Annotated in this window: 20 protein-coding genes; 8 read left to right on the forward strand and 12 right to left on the reverse strand. The window is 70.4% G+C overall.

Features of this window, described 5'->3' with window-relative positions:
* Nucleotides 1-202: 202 nt before the first annotated feature.
* The 4 genes from ACFOWB_RS01655 to metW form a co-directional block, all read right to left on the reverse strand.
* Entirely contained in the window at nucleotides 203-988 is a 786-nt protein-coding gene (locus ACFOWB_RS01655; RefSeq protein ID WP_261401621.1) for a heme ABC transporter ATP-binding protein, read from the reverse strand.
* Nucleotides 985-2,031: a FecCD family ABC transporter permease gene (locus ACFOWB_RS01660; protein ID WP_261401620.1), complete on the reverse strand. Its 1,047-nt coding sequence runs from the start codon at nucleotides 2,029-2,031 to the stop codon at nucleotides 985-987. The genes ACFOWB_RS01655 and ACFOWB_RS01660 overlap by 4 nt, the downstream gene beginning before the upstream one ends.
* Nucleotides 2,028-2,960, reverse strand: coding sequence for a heme/hemin ABC transporter substrate-binding protein (locus tag ACFOWB_RS01665; RefSeq protein ID WP_378145324.1), 933 nt, complete (start codon nucleotides 2,958-2,960; stop codon nucleotides 2,028-2,030). The genes ACFOWB_RS01660 and ACFOWB_RS01665 overlap by 4 nt, the downstream gene beginning before the upstream one ends.
* Nucleotides 2,961-3,081: 121 nt before the next feature.
* Complete coding sequence (gene metW / locus ACFOWB_RS01670; RefSeq protein ID WP_261401618.1) at nucleotides 3,082-3,735, reverse strand: methionine biosynthesis protein MetW; 654 nt, start codon at nucleotides 3,733-3,735, stop codon at nucleotides 3,082-3,084.
* Between the two features lie 244 nt (nucleotides 3,736-3,979).
* Here metW and ACFOWB_RS01675 point away from each other — a divergent pair, with 244 nt between their 5' ends.
* Nucleotides 3,980-5,062: a calcium:proton antiporter gene (locus ACFOWB_RS01675; protein WP_378146063.1), complete on the forward strand. Its 1,083-nt coding sequence runs from the start codon at nucleotides 3,980-3,982 to the stop codon at nucleotides 5,060-5,062.
* On the opposite strand, the gene ACFOWB_RS01680 is transcribed toward ACFOWB_RS01675, so the two are convergent.
* From ACFOWB_RS01680 to ACFOWB_RS01705, 6 genes are all read right to left on the reverse strand, one after another.
* Nucleotides 5,043-5,579 (reverse strand): cupin domain-containing protein, encoded by a 537-nt coding sequence (locus ACFOWB_RS01680; RefSeq protein WP_261401616.1) that lies wholly within the window; start codon nucleotides 5,577-5,579, stop codon nucleotides 5,043-5,045. The genes ACFOWB_RS01675 and ACFOWB_RS01680 overlap by 20 nt on opposite strands.
* Before the next feature lie 162 nt (nucleotides 5,580-5,741).
* On the reverse strand, nucleotides 5,742-6,353 hold the full coding sequence (locus ACFOWB_RS01685) for a pyridoxamine 5'-phosphate oxidase family protein (RefSeq protein ID WP_261401615.1): 612 nt from the start codon (nucleotides 6,351-6,353) through the stop codon (nucleotides 5,742-5,744).
* Nucleotides 6,354-6,385: 32 nt separating this feature from the next.
* Complete coding sequence (locus tag ACFOWB_RS01690; RefSeq protein ID WP_261401614.1) at nucleotides 6,386-7,045, reverse strand: response regulator transcription factor; 660 nt, start codon at nucleotides 7,043-7,045, stop codon at nucleotides 6,386-6,388.
* A gap of 194 nt (nucleotides 7,046-7,239) precedes the next feature.
* Nucleotides 7,240-7,947, reverse strand: coding sequence for an orotidine-5'-phosphate decarboxylase (gene pyrF / locus ACFOWB_RS01695; protein ID WP_261401613.1), 708 nt, complete (start codon nucleotides 7,945-7,947; stop codon nucleotides 7,240-7,242).
* The gene (locus ACFOWB_RS01700; RefSeq protein ID WP_261401612.1) at nucleotides 7,944-8,525 is read right to left on the reverse strand and encodes an NADPH-dependent FMN reductase; all 582 of its coding nucleotides are present in this window, start codon (nucleotides 8,523-8,525) and stop codon (nucleotides 7,944-7,946) included. The genes pyrF and ACFOWB_RS01700 overlap by 4 nt, the downstream gene beginning before the upstream one ends.
* A gap of 75 nt (nucleotides 8,526-8,600) precedes the next feature.
* On the reverse strand, nucleotides 8,601-9,530 hold the full coding sequence (locus ACFOWB_RS01705; RefSeq protein ID WP_378145329.1) for a polyprenyl synthetase family protein: 930 nt from the start codon (nucleotides 9,528-9,530) through the stop codon (nucleotides 8,601-8,603).
* 227 nt (nucleotides 9,531-9,757) lie between these two features.
* Between ACFOWB_RS01705 and ACFOWB_RS01710 the strand changes: the two genes are divergently transcribed.
* The 3 genes from ACFOWB_RS01710 to rpmF all read left to right on the forward strand — a co-directional run bounded on the left by ACFOWB_RS01710 (nucleotide 9,758) and on the right by rpmF (nucleotide 11,855).
* Nucleotides 9,758-10,648 (forward strand): ferritin-like domain-containing protein, encoded by an 891-nt coding sequence (locus tag ACFOWB_RS01710; protein WP_261401610.1) that lies wholly within the window; start codon nucleotides 9,758-9,760, stop codon nucleotides 10,646-10,648.
* A gap of 160 nt (nucleotides 10,649-10,808) precedes the next feature.
* Complete coding sequence (gene mtgA / locus ACFOWB_RS01715; RefSeq protein WP_261401609.1) at nucleotides 10,809-11,522, forward strand: monofunctional biosynthetic peptidoglycan transglycosylase; 714 nt, start codon at nucleotides 10,809-10,811, stop codon at nucleotides 11,520-11,522.
* A 147-nt stretch (nucleotides 11,523-11,669) separates the two neighbouring features.
* Nucleotides 11,670-11,855, forward strand: a complete 186-nt coding sequence (rpmF, locus tag ACFOWB_RS01720; protein ID WP_261401608.1) for a 50S ribosomal protein L32 — start codon at nucleotides 11,670-11,672, stop codon at nucleotides 11,853-11,855.
* 94 nt (nucleotides 11,856-11,949) lie between these two features.
* On the opposite strand, the gene ACFOWB_RS01725 is transcribed toward rpmF, so the two are convergent.
* Nucleotides 11,950-12,345 (reverse strand): hypothetical protein, encoded by a 396-nt coding sequence (locus tag ACFOWB_RS01725; RefSeq protein WP_261401607.1) that lies wholly within the window; start codon nucleotides 12,343-12,345, stop codon nucleotides 11,950-11,952.
* 173 nt (nucleotides 12,346-12,518) lie between these two features.
* Between ACFOWB_RS01725 and ACFOWB_RS01730 the strand changes: the two genes are divergently transcribed.
* The 4 genes from ACFOWB_RS01730 (at nucleotide 12,519) to ACFOWB_RS01745 (ending at nucleotide 17,092) form a co-directional block, all read left to right on the forward strand.
* Nucleotides 12,519-14,207 (forward strand): EAL domain-containing protein, encoded by a 1,689-nt coding sequence (locus tag ACFOWB_RS01730; RefSeq protein WP_378145332.1) that lies wholly within the window; start codon nucleotides 12,519-12,521, stop codon nucleotides 14,205-14,207.
* A 113-nt stretch (nucleotides 14,208-14,320) separates the two neighbouring features.
* Nucleotides 14,321-15,427, forward strand: coding sequence for a PAS domain-containing protein (locus ACFOWB_RS01735; protein WP_378145334.1), 1,107 nt, complete (start codon nucleotides 14,321-14,323; stop codon nucleotides 15,425-15,427).
* A gap of 19 nt (nucleotides 15,428-15,446) precedes the next feature.
* The gene (locus ACFOWB_RS01740) at nucleotides 15,447-15,899 is read left to right on the forward strand and encodes a response regulator (RefSeq protein ID WP_261401603.1); all 453 of its coding nucleotides are present in this window, start codon (nucleotides 15,447-15,449) and stop codon (nucleotides 15,897-15,899) included.
* A 122-nt stretch (nucleotides 15,900-16,021) separates the two neighbouring features.
* Nucleotides 16,022-17,092 (forward strand): helix-turn-helix transcriptional regulator, encoded by a 1,071-nt coding sequence (locus ACFOWB_RS01745; protein WP_378145337.1) that lies wholly within the window; start codon nucleotides 16,022-16,024, stop codon nucleotides 17,090-17,092.
* A gap of 3 nt (nucleotides 17,093-17,095) precedes the next feature.
* Here the strand turns inward: ACFOWB_RS01745 and ispG are convergent, their stop codons facing one another.
* Nucleotides 17,096-18,370, reverse strand: coding sequence for a flavodoxin-dependent (E)-4-hydroxy-3-methylbut-2-enyl-diphosphate synthase (gene ispG / locus ACFOWB_RS01750; RefSeq protein ID WP_261401600.1), 1,275 nt, complete (start codon nucleotides 18,368-18,370; stop codon nucleotides 17,096-17,098).
* Nucleotides 18,371-18,381: the final 11 nt, after the last annotated feature.

Here is an 18,381-nt window from a genome sequence, read left to right on the forward strand (position 1 = left end):
CCGTCATCCGGCCGAAGAGCCGGGATCCAGAGTCGATCCGGCCGTTCCAGACCTCGCCGCGGCGTCGGTTCTGGATCCCGGGTCAGGCCCGGGATGACCGTTGCGGTTCCTGCGCGAGCCTTCGGCAGTCACTGTCCGCTCTTCAGAGGCGCCCGCCCCTCCGCCCGTCATCCCGGCCGAAGAGCCCGGACAAGAACTGCGGTCAAACCAGCCGCACGCTCTGCGGCAGCAGGAACGGGCCGGGCGGCGCGACGCCGATGCGGGCCTCGACGTCATAGACCTCGCGCATCACCGCGTCGGTCAGCACCTCGGCGGGCGCGCCCCGCGCGATGATCCGTCCGGCCTTCAGCGCCACGATCTCGTCCGCGGCCATCGCCGCGAGATTGACGTCGTGCAGCACCGCCAGAACGCCGCCGCCCGCCTCCGCATGCCGCCGCGCGAGCGACAGAGTCGCGAGCTGATGCGACAGGTCGAGCCCGGCGGTCGGCTCGTCCAGCATCAGATGGCGCGGACGACCGTCGGGCGCCGAGGCGAGCTGAGCGAGCACGCGGGCGAGATGGACGCGCTGGCGCTCGCCGCCGGAGAGCTCCGAGCAGATCCGCCGGCTTTTGCCCGCCATGTCGACGGCCAAAAGCGCCTGAGAGACGACCGCGTCGGCTTCGGCTCGCGACAGGCCGGCGGGCAGGCCGAGCCGCGCCACCTCGTCGACCGTGAAGGCGAAGGCGAGTTCGGTGGCCTGCGCCAGCACCGCGCGGCGCCGGGCGAGCTCGGCCGGGCGAAACGCCGACAGCGCCTCGCCGTCGAGGCTGACGCGCCCCGAAGCTGGCGCAAGCTCGCCCGACAGCGCGCCGAGCAGCGAGGATTTGCCGGCTCCGTTCGGGCCGATCAGCACCACGACGCGGCCCGGCCGGACCTCGAGGCTCGCGCCGGAGACGACCTCGCGGCCGCCGAGCCTCACCGTCACGTCCTCGGCGACGAGCCCGCTCATCCGAACAGCTTTCCGCGCCGTCGCATCAGCAGCCAGAGAAAGAAGGGCGCGCCGAAGGCCGCGGTGACGACGCCGATCGGCATCTCGGCGGGCTGCGCGACGATGCGCGCCGCGACGTCCGAGGCGAGCAGCAGCCCGGCGCCCGCAAGCGCCGCCGCCGGCAGCAGCGCGTGATGCGACGGGCCGATGGCGAGCCGCACCAGATGGGGCGCGGCGAGGCCGATGAAGCCGATCGCGCCCGCGCCCGCGACCGCCGCCGCGCTCGACGCCGCGACGCCCAGCAGCGCGAGCCGCTTCAGCCGCTCGACGTCGACGCCGGAATGAAACGCCGCCCGCTCGCCGAGCGCGACCGCGTCGAGCCCGCGGGCGAGCGCGGGGATCGCGACCACAAGCGCCAGCACGAAGGGCGTGGCGAGCGCGGCCTTGACCCATGTCGCGCCGCCGAGGCTTCCAAGCGTCCAGAACAGGAAGGTGCGCAGCTGGTCATCGCGCGCGAGAAACACCAGGAGCCCGGTGACCGCCGCGACGAACGCCCCGAGCGCGACGCCCGCGAGCAGCGTCACCGCGATCTCGGTGCGCCCGTCCCGGGTCGCGATGCGGGCGAGCAGCGCGGTCGCCGCGAGACCTCCGAAGAACGCCGCGACCGGCAGCGCGAGCGCGTTGAGCGCCGGCGGGAGCGTGGCGGAGAGCCCCTCCCCCAGCACGATCCAGGCGACCGCCGCGAGCGCCGCCCCGCCCGAGACGCCCACGAGGCCGGGATCGGCCAGCGGGTTGCGGAACACGCCCTGCATCACCGCGCCGCCGAGCGCGAGCGCGGCGCCCGCGAGCGCGCCGAGCGCGGTCCGCGGCCCGCGGACGTCGATCAGGATCGCGGCGTCGCGCGCCATGTCGGGCGGCAGCCCCGCGCGGCCGAGGCGCGCGACCGCGCCGAGCACCTCCAGGGCGCGGGCAGGCGAAATCGCCACCGGGCCGACGCCGAGCGAGGCCGCCGCCGCAAGGACGAAGAACGCCGCCGCGAGGGCGACGCCGGCGGTTTTGGTCATCGCGCCGCGACGTCGCGGTCGACGGTCCAGTCCCGTTCGGGCAGGTCGGGAATGGCGGCTTCGGGATAGATCCCCGCCGCGACCGCCCGCGCCGCATGGGCGACCCGCGGGCCAAAGCCGATGAAGCCGAGCGCGTCGGCCGACACGACCCGGTTCTCCTTCACGGCGGGCGATCCCGCGAAGGCCGGATGACGCGCGATCTCGTCCGGCGAGACCGGGGCGCTCGTCGCCAGCACCACGATGGCGTCGGGCTCCATGGCGTAGGCCGCTTCGTCGGTGAGCGGCTTCCAGCCCGACAGCGCCGCCGCGGCGTTGTCGGCGCCTGAGAGCGCGAGCGCATGGGCGCCGCTCGAGCCGGCGCCGGCCGCCATCAGCGCGCCCCCGCGCGGCGGGCCGAGCAGCACGATCGCCCTCCGCCGCCTGGCGACCTTAGAGAGCGAGGCCTCCAGCGCGGCGGCGTCCTCCTCGATCCGCCGCGCCGCCGCCTCGCCGCGCGCCGCCTCGCCCACCGCCCCGGCGACCCGCCGCATCCGCGCCGCGACGTCCGCGCCGGACGTGGCCTCGTCGAGCTGGAGCAGGCCGACGGAGGCGCCTTTCAGCACGTCGATCGCCTCTTTCGGGCCGGCGCCGTCGGTCGCGACCACGAGGTCCGGCCCAAGAGCCAGAACGCCTTCGGCCGACAGCGAGCGGTAGTAGCCGACATTGGGCTTGGCGCGCGCCGCGGACGGAAACCGCGACGAGACGTCGACCGCCGCGATCCGGTCGCCGGCGCCGAGCGCGTAGAGGATCTCGGTCGCAGCCCCTCCGAGCGACACGATCCGCCGGGCCTCCGCCCAAGCAGCGACAGGGTATCCAAATACACCCATCGCCCCTGCTGCGGCGAGCGAGGCGGTGACGAACAGGCGGCGGTCGAGGCTCGGCGACTTCATAATTATTCCAATGAAAACATTGGTTTAGACATCGAAGCCTATCGACGCCCAAGCGCGGCCGCTGTCAATCGACAAGGCCGTGGAGCCGATCGTGCAATTGCGCAGCAGGGGAAGCGCGCCCTCAGTCCCGCGAGAGCAGGAACACGGCCTGGACGCCGAACAGGTTCCAGAACCACCACGGCGCGTTGACCCGCACCGGCCGGCCGAGCGCGTCGAGCGCGACCGCCCGCTCCATCCGCGCCCCAAGAAGCTCTACGAGATCGACGAAGTCGCGGATCGTGCAGAGATGGATGTTGGGGGTTTCGTACCAGGGGTCGGGCAGGTTCGCGTTGGTCGGCATGCGGCCTTCCGCGAAGAACTGCAGGCGCGTGCGCCAGTGGCCGAAATTCGGGAACGAGACGATGGCCCGATGGCCGATCCTCAGCAGGTCCTCGACCACCTGCTTGGGCCGCCGCGTCGCCTGGAGCGTCTGGGACAGGATGACATAGTCGAAGGCGTCGTCCGGATAATGCATGAGGTCGGTGTCGGCGTCGCCCTGGACGACGGAAAGGCCGTGCGCCACCGAGGCGTTGACGCCCGACTGCGACAGTTCGATGCCGCGTCCGTCGACGCCGCGACGCTCGGCCAACAGCCGCAGCAGCGCGCCGTCGCCGCAGCCGACGTCGAGCACCCGCGAGGACGGCCGGACCATTTCGGCGACCAGCAGATGGTCGGGCCGCGGAGCGGCTGCGAGCGCCTCGGGCTCTGCGATAGGATCAGTCAAAGCGAGGGTCATCGGCTCACAATCACGCAAGGCGGACAGGAAACGGCTGGACGGCGCGCGCCTCTGTCCTAAACCCACCTTTCGATAATCCATCCCGAACCGGCCGCAAAGGCCGCGGCGCTTGTGTTCGCCGCGGCCTTTGCGGCGCGCGACTGTAAGGAACCTGCAGCAAATGACCGCCGCGGCCGTCGACGCCCCCGCCAAGGCCGACACCAAAACGCCAGAACCGAAGATTTGCGATCCCAAGACGCCGTTCATGGCGTGGGCGCCGCCCCTGGCGGGCCTCGCCTTCGTCGGCGCGCTCAAAGCCTTCGGGCTCGACGGCGGCTATGACGGCTCCATGGCGAGCCTCGTCGTATCGATCGCGCTTCTGCCCGTTCTGTTCGGCGCGGTGTTCGCGGCCGTCTATCACGCCGAGCTCATCGCCCACCGCACGGGCGAGCCCTACGGCACGCTTGTGCTCGCGATGGCGGTCACGGTGATGGAGGTGGCGCTGCTCGCCTCGGCCATGCTCGGCGCCGACGCCAACCCGGCGCTCGCCCGCGACACCATTTTTGCGGTGGTCATGATCGTGGGCAACGGGCTCGTCGGGCTCTGCATCCTGCTCGGCGGCCTGCGGCACCGCGAGCAGAGCTTCCGCATCACCGGCGCGAACGCCTATCTCGCGGTGCTGATGCCGCTTGCGACGCTCTCGCTCGTGCTGCCGAACTTCACGGTCGCCGCGCCTGGCGGCGCCTATTCGCCGAGCCAGCTCGCCTTCGCGGGCTTCGCCACGCTCGCGATCTACCTCGCCTTTCTCTACACGCAGACGGTGCGCAACCGCGAGTATTTCGCGGTGGTGATCGAGGGCGACGACGTCGCCGACAAGGCCCATGTGCCGAGCAATCGCGCGACCGCGATCTCGTTCGGCTTCCTGGTCGCCTCGCTCGGCGTCGTGATCCTGCTTTCGAAGACCTTCACGGCCACGGTCGCGGTCGGGCTCGACGCGGCGGGCGCGCCCGCCACTGTCGCGGGCGTCATCGTGGCGTTCCTGATCCTGCTGCCGGAGTTCAGCGCGGCGGTGCGGGCGGCGCGCGCCAACAAGCTGCAGAAGAGCGTGAACCTCGCGCTCGGCTCGGCCTGCGCGACCATCGGACTGACGATCCCGGCGATCGCAATCGTGTCGCTGGTCTACGGCGCGCCGCTCGAGCTTGGGCTCACGCCCAAGGACACGGTGCTCCTGTTCATCACCTTCGCGGTGGCGTTGCTCACCTTCGGCACCGGGCGGACCAACATCCTCTACGGGATGATCCACCTGGTGCTGTTCGCGACCTACATCTTCATGGTTTTTTCGCCGTAAGCGCGAGGCCGGGGCCGGCCACGGGCGCGGCGATCCCCGGCCCGCGCCGCAGGAGCTTCCACAGGCGTCGCTTGGCGCTCATGGCCGCGACCACGGGCGTCGGGAAAGGCTTGCGGCAGAACGCGACCTTCTTGACGTGGTCCGCGATCTCCCAGGTGGCCCAGCTTCCGGCCGCGAAATAGGCGACGTCGCCGGCCGAGATCGTCGAGGTCGCGCCGGTCTCGTCGGTGACGACCACCGAGCCGGACACGATGTAGACCGTCTCGTCCCACACGAAGTTCCAGCGAAACTTTCCGGCGCTGCAGGCCCACACCGTGGTCGATGAGCAGGCGTCGGCGCTCTGCGAATGCAGCGCGCCTTCGGCGCGCGGATCGCCAGCCAGGATCCAGCTCGGCTCGATCGGCGAGCTCTGGAGCTCGAGGCCGGCGAGCGCCGCGGAGACGAAGGCCGGATGCGAGCCGCCGGCGAGCTTGGGGTCGTCGAGGGCGATTTCGACGAGTTGCGAAAGAAGAGACATCTGGGCCCTGGGCGCGACGCGATCTGTTTGTGACGCCCGCAAGGGTAGTGCGGCTGGGTTAACGCACTTTTTACTCGCTGATCACAATTGCGGCAGCACAGCGCTTGGGACGACGGGACGTTTCTGAGCGGCGCCGCTCATCTCGTCTGGCCGCGACTTTTCTCACCACAGCGTCTTGGCCGCGCGGACGGGCCAAGCGGCGTCATAGGCTTCGCCGCCGACATCTCCCTCTGACAGCGCGGCCAGGATGCGGCCGGGCGTCGGCAGGCTCGCCGGATCGACACGGCGCGCCGGATCCCAGAGCCCGGACCGGACGATCGCGCGGGCGCACTGGAAATAGACCGCCTCGACCGTCAGCACGATCGCGCTGCGCGGCTGCTTGCCCTCGACTTCGAAGGAGGCGAGCAGCTCCGGCTCGACCGAGATCGAGGCGCGGCCGTTGACGCGCAGCGTCGTGCCAAGGCCCGGGATGAGGAAGAGAAGCGCGGCGCGCGGGTCGCGCACGATGTTGCGCAGCGAGTCGATGCGGTCGTTGCCCTTGCGGTCAGGCATCGCCAGCGTCCGCTCGTCGGCCACGCGAACGAAGCCCGCCAGATCGCCGCGCGGCGAGCAGTCCAGCCCTTCCGGGCCGGCGGTCGCGAGCGCGCAGAACGGAGAGGCCTCGATGATCGCCCGGTACTCGGGAGTGACGCGGTCGGTCTCCTTGACGAGCGACGGCGCAGCCGGACGGCCGTAGAGCGCCTCGAGCGCTTCGATCGACGTGACGATGGTCATGACGGCATGTCTAGCACGGCGTCTGGCCGCGCTCAGCCCTGGGCGGAGGCGGCCCCGCCGTTCTTGCCCTCGGTCGCGGACAGGACGATGCGCACGAGATCGGCGGCGTTGCGGGCCCCGAGCTTCTCCATGATGCGCGCGCGATGAACCTCGATGGTGCGCGGGCTGATGCCGAGTTGGCGGCCCGCCTCCTTGTTGGACTGACCGCCGGAGATGAGGCTTAGCACCTCGCGCTCGCGCGGCGTCAGGTTCTCGGAGCCCGGGATCTCGCCGGTGCGGTCGATCTGGGCCCGCGCCGCGGCGCGCGCGCCGGTGGCGTCGAGCGCGGCCTCGACGCGGCGCACGATGGTCTCGGGGTCGAAGGGCTTTTCGATGAAGTCGAGCGCGCCGTGCTTGATGGCGTCGACCGCCATCGGAATGTCGGCGGAGCCCGAGATCATGATGACGGGCGCGCCGCCGCCGCGGCCGTTGAGCTCCTTCAGAACGTCGAGGCCGGACCGACCCGGCATCAGCACGTCGAGCAGCACGCAGGCCGGCGTGAAGCTTGGGCTGCTGGCGAGGAAGCGGTCGCCGCTGTCGAAGGTCTCGACCGAAAAGCCGTTGGCGTCGAACACGGCGGACAGCACGTCGCGAATGACTTCGTCGTCATCGACGACGCAAACGATTTCGCCCTGGCGCTGGTCCGCCGCCATCTACGCGCCCCCACGCGCCATACCCTCTGCACGCGGTAAATCCGCATGGTGCAGCCACCACTGCGCGAAGGCGCAAAACAACGCAAGGCCTTACTTGGTCGATTGCATATTTTCAGGTGACGATGTGGCCTAACGGACTGCGCCAGATCATCGAAATTTGGGGCGTGTAGTTGATATGAACCATATCATGACAGTCACGTGAGGCCGCGCGAAGCCTCGTCTATTTCGGCGACGATCGCCTCTGCGGCCGCCCGCGGGTCGTCGGCGGAGAGAATCGGGCGCGCGACGACCAGGCGGTCGGCGCCGGCGCGAATGGCGTCGCCGGGCGTGGCGACGCGCTTCTGGTCGCCGAGCGCCGCGCCCGCGGGGCGGACCCCCGGCGTCACCGCCAGGAACGGCCGCGGCGCGATGCGGCGCACGGAGGCGAGGTCGGTCGGCGCGCAGATCACGCCGTCGACGCCGGCGTCGCGCGCGTGACCGACGCGGCGCTCCACGAGCTCGGCCGGGCTGTCGGAAAAGCCCGCGGCGCGAACGTCGTCGGCGTCCCACGAGGTGAGCACGGTGACGGCGAGGATCTGAAGCCCGCTGTCGCCGCGCCCTTCGGCGGCGGCCCGCATCGTCTGCGGATAGGCGTGGACGGTGAGGAAGGTCGCGCCGAGGCGCGCGACCTGCCGCGTCGCCTTCTCGACCGTCTGGCCGATGTCGTGGAGCTTGAGGTCGACGAACACCTTCTTGCCGGACCGCGCCAGCCGTTCGGCGAGCGTCAGCCCCCCCGCCACCGCGAGCTCGAAACCGATCTTGTAGAACGTCACGGCCTCGCCAAGCCGCGCCACCATGGCGTCGGCTTCCTCAAGGCTCGCGACGTCGAGGCCGACGATGAGACGGTCGCGCGCGTCGGTCATGCGAGCGCCCCAGCGGTCTCGACGAGCCGGCCCGCCGTCTGGGCGAGCAGCGCCGCGACCTTCTCGTTGGCGAGGCCGCCGTCGTCGGCGAAGGCGGCGGCGGCGTTTCCGACCGCGACCATCTCGGGCAGGACGAGCGCGCCAAGCCCGAGCTCCATCATCGAGCGAAGCTGGGTGAGCCCGCGATAGCCGCCCATCGCGCCGTTCGACACGGCGCCGAGCGCGAACACGCGCTGCTTGAAGGCCGGCAAGGGCGGGCGCCCCTCGATGTTGACGCGCGACATCCAGTCGAGCGCGTTCTTCAAGAGCGGCGAGAAGCTCGCATTGTATTCGGGGCTCGCGATGAACGCGCCCTGATGGCCGAGGAACAGCTCCACGAGCTGCTTTGCCGCCTCAGGAATGCCGTCTCGCGACTGCAGGTCGCCGTCGTAGAGGGGCAGCGCGTAGTCTTTCAGCGAGATCGCGGTCGGAACGCCGCCGGCGGTCTCGATCGCCTTGGCGGCCGCGACCACGAGCTTCTGATTGATCGACCCGGTCCGGACCGAGCCTGCGAACACGACGATCTTCGGAGCGGACATGCGGTCTCGGAACGTGAATGAGGTCCGTTGTTCTAAGGCGAAACCGCGCGCCCCGTCACCCCTTTCGGACCGCAATCAGGCCTTGCGCGCCGCGACGAAGCGGGCGGCGCCGCGCAGCGTCTCGGCCCGCGCGCCGAAACCGCCGAGCGCCGCGAGCGCCTCGTCGGTCAGCGCGGAGAGCCGGGATCGGGCGCCGTCGAGGCCGAGCAGGCCGACCAGCGTCGCCTTGCCGGCCGCCGCGTCCTTGCCTGTCGCCTTTCCGACCGCCGCAGCCTCGCCTTCGGCGTCGAGCAGGTCGTCGGCGATCTGGAACGCGGCTCCGAGCGCGCGGGAGTAGACGCCGAGCGCCGCCTTCTCGTCGGGCGTCGCCCGGCCGAGGATCGCGCCCATCTCGGCCGCGGCCGCGATCAGCGCTCCGGTCTTCATCGACTGGAGCCGCAGGATCTCGGCCGGCGCCAGCGCCTCGGGCCGTCCGTCGCCGAAACGGCCTTCGGCGGCGAGGTCGAGCATCTGCCCGCCCGCCATGCCGCCGAGGCCGGATGCGCGGGCGAGCGCGAGCACGAGTTCGGCCCGCACAGACGCATCCTCATGGGCGCGCGGATCCGCGAGCACATCGAAGGCGAGCGTCAGCAGCGCGTCGCCCGCGAGAATCGCGGTCGCTTCGTCGAAGGCGCGGTGGACGGTCGGGCGGCCGCGCCTCAGATCGTCGTCGTCCATCGCGGGCAGGTCGTCGTGGACGAGGCTGTAGCCGTGGACGCACTCGATCGCGACCGCGGCTCTCAGCGCCGCCTCGGCCTCGACGCCGAAGAGCCGCGCCGAGGCGACGAGGAGCGCCGGCCTCAACCGCTTGCCGCCGCCGAGCATGGCGTGGCGCATCGCGGCGAGCAGGCGCTCGGGCCTGAAGATTTCGCCGGCCGACGGCTCGGGCGCGAGCAGCGCCTCGAGCGCCGCCTCGACGCGCGGACCGACTTCGGCGAGATGAGCCTCGAAGGACTGCGGCTGCATGAAGAGTGATCCGGAGGCGCGACGGGGAGGCCCAGACCGCCGCCCGTGCCCGAAGCCCGCCGGGTCGTCAAGCGCCGAGGCCGGAACTCACCGGCCTGATACCTTAGGTTATATCGCGCGCAATATTTTTGAATGCGACGGAACCATGGCTCCGCGGCGCCGCTTGTGGTTGCGCCGGGGCCGCTCACAACTGCGCGTGCTTGCACGGCGAGCCAGGGAGACGGGTCATGAACGTCGACGCCAGATGCGACGCACCGGAAACGGTCGAGGTGAACTGGGCGGCGGGCCGCCGCGCGTTTTTGAGGACCTGCGGACTCGCTGCGGGCGCGGCCGCGATCGGCGTCGCGGCAGGCTCCGGCTCGGCGCGCGCCGCGAACGTCACGGACGCTGACGTGCTGAACTTCGCGCTGAACCTCGAATATCTCGAGGCCGAATTCTATCTGCGCGCGACGACCGGCAAGGGCCTGTCCGACGACGACATCGACGGCAAGGGCAACCAGGGCTCGGTCGTCGGCGGCAAAAAGGTGAAGTTCGACACCAAGGCGATCCGCCTCTACGCCGAAGAGATCGCGGGCGACGAAAAGGCTCATGTGCAGTTCTTGCGGGCTGGCCTCGGCGACGCGCGCGTGGCGCGTCCGAAGATCAATCTCAGGGCCAGCTTCACGGCCGCCGCCACTGCGGCGGGGCTTGTGACCGAGGGTCAGGAGTTCGACGCCTTCGCCAACGAGACGAACTTCCTGCTGGCGGCCTTCATCTTCGAAGACGTCGGCGTCACCGCCTACAAGGGCGCTGCGCCGTTGCTGACCGACAAGGCGCTGCTGGAGGCCGCCGCCGGCATTCTGGGCGTCGAGGCCTATCACGCCGGGATCATCCGCACGCAGCTCTATTCGCTCGGCCTGTTCAAGGAAGCGCGCGCGATCTCCGACGCGCGTGACTCGCTCGACGGCGACAGCGATCTCGATCAGGGCATCGGCAACGCGAAGGTCGCGAACCTCGTGCCGACCGACGAGAACGGCATCGCGTACAGCCGGTCCGTGCCCCAGGTGAGGTCGATCGTGTTCCTCGGCGGCGAGAACAAGGGCGGCTTCTTCCCCAACGGACTGAACGGCGCGCTCTGAGCGCGCCGGCCTCGAGAGCCCCGGCCGGTCCTGACCGGGGCTCTCGAACGACACGCTGTCTCGTATCGGCGCGCGGCGTCACCAACACGTCAGTCGTCCCGCGATGGCGCGCGCCCCCGCCTCTGATAGATTGCCCGGCCGGGGAACGATCGGGGTCGGCATGGGGGCATACGCATCGAGAGCGACCGCGCGGCTGCTGAGGCCGAGCACGCCGCTTTGGCGGCGCGTCGCCTTCGTTCTCCTCGCGCTTGCGGCGCTGCCGATCGTCCTGACGCCGATCTATGCGGTGGTTCCGCCCGTCTCCACGCTGATGATCGCGCGCTGGGCGACGTTCCGCTCCGTCGACCGGACCTGGGTTCCGCTCGAGAAGATGTCGCCCGCGCTGCCGCGCGCCGTGATGGTCTCGGAGGACGCGCTGTTCTGCCGGCATTCTGGCGTCGACTGGAACGCGATCAGCACGGTCATGCGCGAGGGCGGAGCCGACGGGCCGGGGCGCGGCGCCTCAACAATCGCCATGCAGGTCGCCAAGAACCTCTTCCTGTGGCAGGGCGCGGCCTATCTGCGCAAACCGCTCGAGATCGGGCTTGCGCTCTGGATCGACCTCGTCTGGTCGAAGCGGCGGATCATGGAGGTCTATCTCAACATCGCCGAATGGGGCCCGGACGGAACCTTCGGAGCCGAGGCCGGCGCGCGGCGCGCCTTCAAGCGCGGCGCCGGGCAGATCGACGCGCGTCAGGCCGCGCTGATGGCGGCGGCGCTTCCGAACCCGATCCTGCGCGACCCGCGCAAGCCGAGCGCCCGCGCCCGCTCCAACGCCGCGATCGTCGCCAGCCGCGCGCGCGCTGCGGGCTCGCTCGCCGCCTGCCTCAACTGAACTGAACCGTCGAAAAAGCGTCGCACGCCTCTGGCGCGAGCCGGCCGATGCGGCTATAAGCCCGGCCAAACGGCGAGTCCCTTTGGGCTGCGCCTCGACATTTCGCGCGCCTGCGGGCCGCGCAAGACGGATCCGACGGAGTTCGAAATGGCCGTTCCGAAGCGAAAGACTTCCCCCTCCAAGCGCGGCATGCGCCGTTCCGCCGACGCGCTCAAGTCGCCGACCTATGTCGAGGACAAGGACTCGGGCGAGCTGCGCCGTCCGCACCACCTCGACCTCAAGACCGGCATGTATCGCGGCCGTCAGATCCTCTCGCCCAAGACCGAGGCGTGATCTGACCGGCGCTGCGCTTTCGCGGCGCGGCGACCAAATTCAAGAGCCGGCCCTTTGGGTCGGCTCTTTTCGTTTCGGACAGAGCCGATCGCGCTCAGACCTCTCCGCGCGAGCGCTTGGGGCGCTCTCGCTTCGGGCGGTAGGCCGCCTCGGCCTCGGCGAGGCTCGCGCGGCGGCGGGCGCGGGTCTGCTCCAGCCCCATGACGCCCGCGATCAGTTGCGCGACGAGCGGCGCATAGGGCTTGGGCGCCTGCGGAAACCGGGGGGCCTCGGCTTCGGCCCCTTGCGCCCTGTCGGAGGCGCGTCGTCCTCCACGCCGGGATTGGCGCGTGTCGATGATCGGATCGGGCTCGATGGGGAACGGCGCTTCAATCCCCGCCTCGGAGGCGGATCCCGCCGCCGCCGTGTCCGCGCCCCGGTCCGACGCCCTGCGGGCGCGCCTGCGACGCTCGGCCCTTTCGCCGGGGCCGACCGGCGGCAGCATCATCATCGCTGTATTCGCCTCGCCTCGACAGCGCGCCTGATTAGACTACGCACGCTGAAAATCTGTTAACCAAGTATTCTTCGTTCGCCATTACCCGAAGGCTGTCTATGAAATCTAGACAAATTGCCCCTAATGTCCAGTCGAACGATTCGTGATCCACTCGTTCCCGGGAGGACAGCATGGCAGAGGCGCAGCCGATGACCGTCCGCACGTCCCAGGAGGGAACGGATGCGGTCGATCTGTCGACGATCCTGCTCGCCGTCGGGACCGTGGCTTATGAATGGGACGTGGCGAGCGACCGCCTCGTCTGGAGCGCGGGCGCGCACAAGACGCTCGGACTGCCGCCGAGCGCGCAGATCGACACGGCGACGAGCTTCGCCTCCCTGTTCGATCCCGAAGCGCTGACGACGCGGCGGGAAGCCGTGTTCGGCTCCAAGCAGACCGATTTCGGCGACGGCGTCGCCTTCGAGGTCGAATATCCGCTGATGCGCGGCGCGCGCGACAAGCGCCTCTGGGTGCAGGACCGAGGCCGCTGGTACGCAGGGCCCGACGGGCGGCCGGCCCGCGTCGTCGGTCTGGTGCGCGAGCTTGGCTCCCGCTACGAGGCCGCCGCCCACGCCGCGAGCCTCTCGCGCTTCGACGCGCTGACCGGGCAGCTCGCCCGGCCGCGCCTGATCGAGATCGCGGGCGCGGCGCTCGCGGCCGGCGCGCGGATGCAGACCTCGACCGCCTTCGCGCTGGTCTCGCTCACCAATCTCGGCGCGATCAACGAGGCCTACGGCTTCGACATCGGCGACATCGTGATCGTCGAGGTCTCCCGCCGCCTGCGCTCGGCGATGCGGGGCGGCGACACGCTGGGCCGGTTCTCGACCTCGACCTTCGGCCTGGTGCTGCAGGAATGCGAGCGCTCCGACCTCGAGGTCGCGGCCCAGCGGCTCGCCGCCGCGATCCACGACGAGCCCGTGACGACGGCGGCCGGCCCGATCGCGGTCAGGATCGCGCTCGGGGCCGTGGTCGCGCCGCGCCATGCGCGCACGGTCGACGACATGGTGGCGCGCGCCCGCATAGCTCTTTCGCGCGCGAGCGAACTGCCGTCCGGACTCTGGATCTATGCGCCTGACCCCGACCGCGACGTCGCGCGGCGCGCCAACATGAAGCTCGCCGACGACCTCGTCGCAGCGCTGAACGATCGCCGCGTGCTGCTCGCCTACCAGCCGGTGGCGCGCGCCGCGACGGGCGAAATCTGCTGGAGCGAGGCGCTGGCGCGCATCGTCACGGCGACCGGGGAGGCTGTCTCCGGCGGCCCGGTCGCGGCTGCGGCCGAAGAGGTCGGCCTCGTCCACATGCTCGACCGGCGGGCGCTCGACCTTGCGATCGCGCGGCTCGCCCGCGACCCGCAGGCTCAGGTCGCGGTCAATGTCTCGGCCGCGACCACCGGCGACGAGACCTGGAGCCATGCGCTCGACGGATGGCTCGCGCTGCGCCCCGACATCGCCGAGCGGCTGCTCGTCGAGATCACCGAGACGGCGGCCATCCGCGATCTCGCGGCGACGCGGGACTTCGTCTCGGCGCTGAAGGCGCGCGGCGTCCGGGTCGCAATCGACGACTTCGGAGCCGGCCACACCTCGTTCAAGGCGCTGCGCGAGCTCAAGGTCGACCTCGTCAAGATCGACGGCTCCTTCGTCAGCGATCTCGAGACCTCAGCGGAGTCCGGCGCTTTCGTGCGCGCGCTCTTGGCTCTCGCCCGCGAGCTCGGCTTCGAGACCGTCGCCGAGAAGGTCGAGAGCGCGGCCGTCGCCGATCTTCTGCGCGACTGGGGAGCGACCTACCTGCAGGGCGACTTCATCGCGCCGCCGGCGCTCGATTGATCTTCGACCGCCTTGGGGACGGAAAGCCGCGTCCAGAGCTTGACGCGGGGCCGTCGGATCCGATTTTTGTCGGACCGAACCGATATCGCTTTCACATTCTTCCAGGATCCTGAATGCCCGACCGCAGCGCCTCAGAGCGCGAAGGCAAACGTTTGGCCGAACTGAGGGGCGAGAGCGACCCCTATGGCGCGGCGATCCGGTCCACGCGCATGCCGATCGTCATTTGCGACGCGACTCTGGACGACTGCCCGATCGTGTTCGCCAACGACGCCTTCGTCTCGCTTTCGGGCTATCCGCGTGAGGAGATCATCGGCCGCAACTGCCGCTTTCTTCAGGGCCCGGAGACGGATCGCGCGGAAGTCGCCCGCGTTTCGCAGGCGATCGTCGACGGCAGCCACGTCGAGACCGAGATCCTGAACTATCGGAAGGACGGCACGCCTTTCTGGAACGCCCTCTTCATCAGCCCGGTCCACGACGCCGACGGCCGCGTCACGCATTTCTTCGGATCGCAAGTCGACATGACCGCGCGCAACCGCGCCGCTTCCGACCTCGCCGCCGCCAAGGCCGACGCGGAAGCGCTCGTGGCGGCGCGGACCGCGGACCTCCAGAAGGCCCTCGACCAGAAGACCGTGCTGCTCCACGAGGTCGACCACAGGGTCAAAAACAACCTGCAGCTCATCTCCTCGCTCATCCTCCTGCAGTCGCGCCGCATCGCCGATCCCGAGATCCGGGACACGATGACGTCGATGCTGAACCGGGTGAGCGCGCTCGCGACCGTCCATCGCAACCTGTTCCAGGCCGACGACCTGTCGGCCTTCGACGTGCCGGCCTTCATGCGCGACATCGCCTCGGACCTCTTGGACGCCTCGGGCCGCGACGACCTGAGCGTCGAGCACGACCACGAGCCCGCCGCCATCCCGGCGCAGCAGGCTTCCGCCGTCGCGCTCATCGTGAACGAGCTCCTCATAGAAGCGCTCGCCTGCGCGCCCGAGAGCGCTCCGGGCCGCCTGCGGCTCGCCGTGCGCCGCCCCGACGGCGAGTTGGCGATCGAGGTCGATCACGACGGCTCAGTGGAACCGGGACAGAGCCGGGAGAGTTTTGGCGCGAGCCTGATGTCCCTGCTGACCCGCCAGCTTTCCGCGACCATCGAGCGCTCCGGCGCCGACGATGGCCCGCGCGTCCGCCTCACCATGCCCGTCGCCGACCGTCCGGCGTCCTGAGCGAAAGGAGACCTCGACGATGCGCGTGCTCATCGTCGAGGACGAGGTTCTTGTCGCGGCCGAAATCGAGTTCCTGATCGCCGAAGCCGGGCTCCAGACGCTCGGCGTCGCGATCTCGAGCGAAGAGGCGCTCAAGATCGTCGAGCAGGAGCGGCCCGATCTCGTCCTCCTCGACGTGCACCTCGCCGACGGCCCGACCGGGATCGAGATCGCGCGGCGCGCCGCGAAACTCCAGGGCGTCGCGGTCCTGTTCATGACGGCGAACCGTCGTCGGCTGCCGGACGACTTCGCAGGCGCGATCGGCTCTGTGGCGAAGCCCTACACGGAGTGGGGCATGCGCGGGGCGCTGCGCTTCATCGCCGAATGCCTTCGCGACGGCGGCGCGACGCGCCCGGCGCCGTCGAGCCTCGAGCTCTCCTCCGCATGGTCGCGGAAGTGGCTCGTCCCCGAGGTCGGCCACTCGACCCATTAGGTCAAATGGATCATGCGGCGACCGATCGTTGCCGGAATGATCGTCTGACAATCTTTGAAATCATTGCGCAGGGCTTGGCTTTCACTCGGCCGCAGAACCCGGCCGGCAGGAGATGTCGTCCGATGGTCGCAGACGTGATCGACCGAATCTACGAGGCCGCGACGATCCCCGAGCTCTGGGAGGGTCTGCTCGAAGATCTGTCGGTCGAGCATGGCTTCGAGGGCGGCGTGCTTTTCACCGTCAACGCCAACGCGCAGCGCGGCGTCTTCTCGCAGGGTGTGCGCGACGTGTTCGACGCGTTCCTGCGCGACGGCTGGGCGAGCCGCAGCGAGCGCGCGCGGCGCACGATCGCGAAGAACCATGCGGGCTTCGTGCGCGACGAGGATCTCTTCTCCGCCGAAGAGGCCGCGGTCGATCCGCTTCATGTGGAGTTGCTGCGGCCGTTTGGCCTCGGCGACGTCGCGGGCTCGGTGATCGAGTCCCCGAACGGGGATCTCACGGCGCTCTCGTTTGAACGGGCGCTCGCCCGCGGCCGCACGCCGGACGACGCGATCCAGGCTTTTGATGCGCTCCGGCCCCATATCGCGCGCGCCGCCGTCATCGCCGGCCGGCTTGAGCTTGATCGCGCCCGCACCCAGGTGATGACGCTGTCGTCGATCGGCCTGCCCGGCGCCGTTATGTCAACGACCGGGCGCGCGATCGCTCTCAATTCCGAATTCGAGGCCCTGAGCGAACAGGTCGAGGTGCGCGCCCACGACCTCGTCGCCCCGCGCGACCCGAAGTCCGCGGCCCTGTTCGCGCAGGCGCTGGCGGGGATCATTCCGGGCGGCCGCTCGATCCCGCTGCCCCGGACGGAGACCGCGCCGCCCGCAGTGCTCCACCTGTCTCCCGTCCGCAGAAACGCACGCGACGTGTTTCCGAGCGCCTCCTGGCTGCTGGTCGCGACGCCCCTCGGCCGCAAGCCCGACATGCCCGCAAGCCTGCTCGGAGGGCTGTTCGACCTCACCGCCGCGGAAGCCAAGGTCGCGGCCGCGCTGATCGAGGGCCTCACGCTTCAGGAGATCGCGGCGCGCCACAGCCTCAGCGTCTCGACCATCCGCAACCAGGTGGCGGCGGTGTTCGCGAAGACCGGCGTGTCGCGGCAGAGCGAGTTCGTGCTGCTCTGCGGCGGCTCGCCGATCGTGCGGCGCTAGGAATTACTCGGCGGCGTCGCGGCCCGACTGGCCGAACCGGCGGGCGACGTAATCCTCGACCATCGTCTTGAAGTCCGCGACGAGCGTCGGGCCGCGCAGCGTCGCGACCTTCTTGCCGTCGACGAACACCGGCGCGGTCGGAGCCTCGCCGGTGCCGGGCAGCGAGATCCCGATGTCGGCGTGCTTGGATTCGCCCGGCCCGTTCACGATGCAGCCCATGACCGCGACGTTGAGCGCCTCGGCCCCGGGGTACAGCCGCTTCCATTCCGGCATGCGCTCGAGGATGTAGGTCTGGACGTCCTTGGCGAGCTCCTGAAACACCGTCGAGGTGGTGCGCCCGCATCCGGGGCATGCGGCCACCAGCGGCACGAAGGTGCGAAAGCCCATGGTCTGCAGGATCTCCTGCGCGACCTTCACCTCCACGGTGCGGTCGCCGCCGGGCTCGGGCGTCAGCGAGACGCGGATCGTGTCGCCGAGGCCCTGCTGCAGCAACACGCCGAGCGCGGCCGAGGACGCCACGACGCCCTTCGAGCCCATGCCGGCCTCGGTGAGGCCGAGATGAAGCGCATAGTTCGAACGGCGGGCGAGCTCGGCGTAGACCGCGATCAGGTCCTGCACCGCCGAGACCTTCGCCGACAGAATGATTTTCTCGCGCGGGAGGCCGAGCTCTTCTGCGCGGGCGGCCGACAGCAGCACGGACCGGATCAGCGCTTCGCGCGTCACTTCGCGGGCGTCCTTGGGGTTCGGCGCGACCGCGTTCTCGTCCATGAGGGCGGTCAGAAGTTCGCCGTCGAGCGAGCCCCAGTTGCCGCCGATGCGCACCGGCTTGTCGTTCCTCGCCGCGGTCTCGATGATCTGGGCGAACTGGCCGTCCTTCTTCGCGCCGAAGCCCACATTGCCGGGATTGATGCGGTACTTGGCGAGCGCCTCGGCGCAGGCCGGATGCTCTGCGAGCAGCTTGTGGCCGATGTAGTGGAAGTCGCCGATCAACGGGACCATGACGCCGCGCGCCGCAAGCTGGTCGCGGATGTGCGGCACGGCGGCCGCGGCTTCAGCGCGGTCGACCGTAATGCGCACGAGCTCGGAGCCCGCGCGGGCGAGCGCCGCGACCTGCGCGACGGTGCCGGCGATGTCGGCCGTGTCGGTGTTGGTCATCGACTGCACGACGATCGGGGCGGCGCCGCCGACCGTCACGCCGCCGACATTCACCGCGACCGAAGCGCGCCTGTCGGCGAGCGCCGAGGGACAATCGACGGGAAGCGGCGTGCAATCGCTCATGTCGCCCGGCA

It is taken from the genome of Chenggangzhangella methanolivorans (assembly GCF_042648545.1).
Lineage (GTDB): Bacteria > Pseudomonadota > Alphaproteobacteria > Rhizobiales > Methylopilaceae > Methylopila > Methylopila methanolivorans.